The 1,570-nt window shown below is 48.9% G+C and carries 1 protein-coding gene; it reads left to right on the top strand.

Translation table 11 applies throughout. From position 1 onward, the window contains the following. Nucleotides 1–119: 119 nt before the first annotated feature. Nucleotides 120–1,199 (top strand): IS110 family transposase, encoded by a 1,080-nt coding sequence (locus tag KB554_RS13190; RefSeq protein WP_004293627.1) that lies wholly within the window; start codon nucleotides 120–122, stop codon nucleotides 1,197–1,199. Nucleotides 1,200–1,570 lie beyond the last annotated feature (371 nt).

Here is a 1,570-nt window from a genome sequence, read left to right as displayed (position 1 = left end):
AATAATCCCTATGTTTACAATCAGGGTAAGCCGCGATGATAGCGGATAAATGAAAAAGCTATCGAGATTTTGGTTAGATTAAAGCTGCAAAACCTTTACTAACTAAAACGACGATAGCCATGAGAGAGCAAAGAAACAAAATTAGTTTCAGAGGACAAAAGATTTATGTAGGAATCGACGTCCATTTGAAGAGTTGGTCGGTTACGGTCTTGTCCGAAACCTCCGTATTGAAGAAGTTTAGCCAGCATCCGAGCCCAGAAGCGTTGTACGGATTTTTAACTCGGAGTTATCCGGGCGCCGAGTATCACTCGGTGTACGAAGCGGGCTTCTGCGGATTTTGGATACACGAGCGTCTGACGGCCTTAGGGATCGACAACATCGTGGTCAATCCGGCCGACGTGCCGACCAAGAGCAGCGAAAAGCTGCGTAAGACCGACACCGTGGACAGCGGTAAGCTGGCGCGGAGTTTAAGAGCCAACGAGCTGAAAGGCATTTATACGCCGGACAGCGTATCGTTGGAGATGCGTTCCTTGATAAGATTGAAGAACTCGATAACCAAAGACACGACCCGTCAGAAGAATCGGCTCAAGTCTCAACTTCGGTATTTAGGCATCGAGATTCCGCAGGAGTTTCTCACTCCGTTTTCCAACTGGTCGAAGCGCTTTTTCGCCTGGTTGAAGGAGATAGAGACGCTCACCCCGAGCGGCCGTCAGGCCCTCGACATTCATATCCGGCATCTGGAAGAGTTACGCCGTCAGAAACTGGAGATGACACGGGCTTTACGGACATTGGCCAAGACGGATCGATTCCGCGAACCGCTGCGGTTGATTATGAGCGTTCCGGGGTTCGGGCAGGCTACGGGAATGGCGTTCCTCTCCGAGATATGCGACATAACCCGCTTCCGCAATGCCGAACAACTGGCTGCCTATATCGGAATGATCCCGATGTGCCACTCCAGCGGAGAGAAAGATGGGACGGGGGATATTACCATACGAAAACACGCCGTTATGCGCTGTAACCTGATAGAAGCGGCATGGGTGGCGGTACGTCAAGACCCTGCGATGAACCTGTTCTATACGGAACAATGCAAACGGATGCCCAAGAGCAAAGCTATCGTAAAGGTCGCCCGCAAACTGGTAAACCGTCTATTCTTTGTGCTGAAACATCAGACCGAATATGTCAATAGTATCGTGTCATAGAGAAACCCTTCCGGTAAACGGATTTTCCCAGAGAGAATACTACATAGTTGTTGCGGCGTTAACGTCCGCTTAAAATAATCTGCTCCTCTGGCCTTTGTAAACTAATAAGGGATATGCGGCAGAGAGCTGACCGCTAAGGAAAATCTGTTTATCGAAGGATTTTTTCGGGTTCTGAAATCTCGGCTTTCGAGAGAGCCAAAGGTGTTAAGCACGATGTGCCTCCGCACCGGCTCGATCAAAGGCCGGCGGAGGCTCTCGTGCCTTGACCTTTGGCCGAGAAGTTCACCAAGAAATGCAATACGCTGTAAATAAGATAAAAACAAATTTAACCGAAAACTTTGATCCAATTTTATTTGGATTGTAACAGGAAA

Origin of the sequence: Alistipes sp. Marseille-P2263, from assembly GCF_018101075.1 — a bacterium.
In the GTDB taxonomy this organism is placed as follows: domain Bacteria; phylum Bacteroidota; class Bacteroidia; order Bacteroidales; family Rikenellaceae; genus Alistipes; species Alistipes dispar.
Note: the sequence above shows the minus strand (reverse complement) of the source record. Positions and strands in the feature narration are given on the sequence as shown.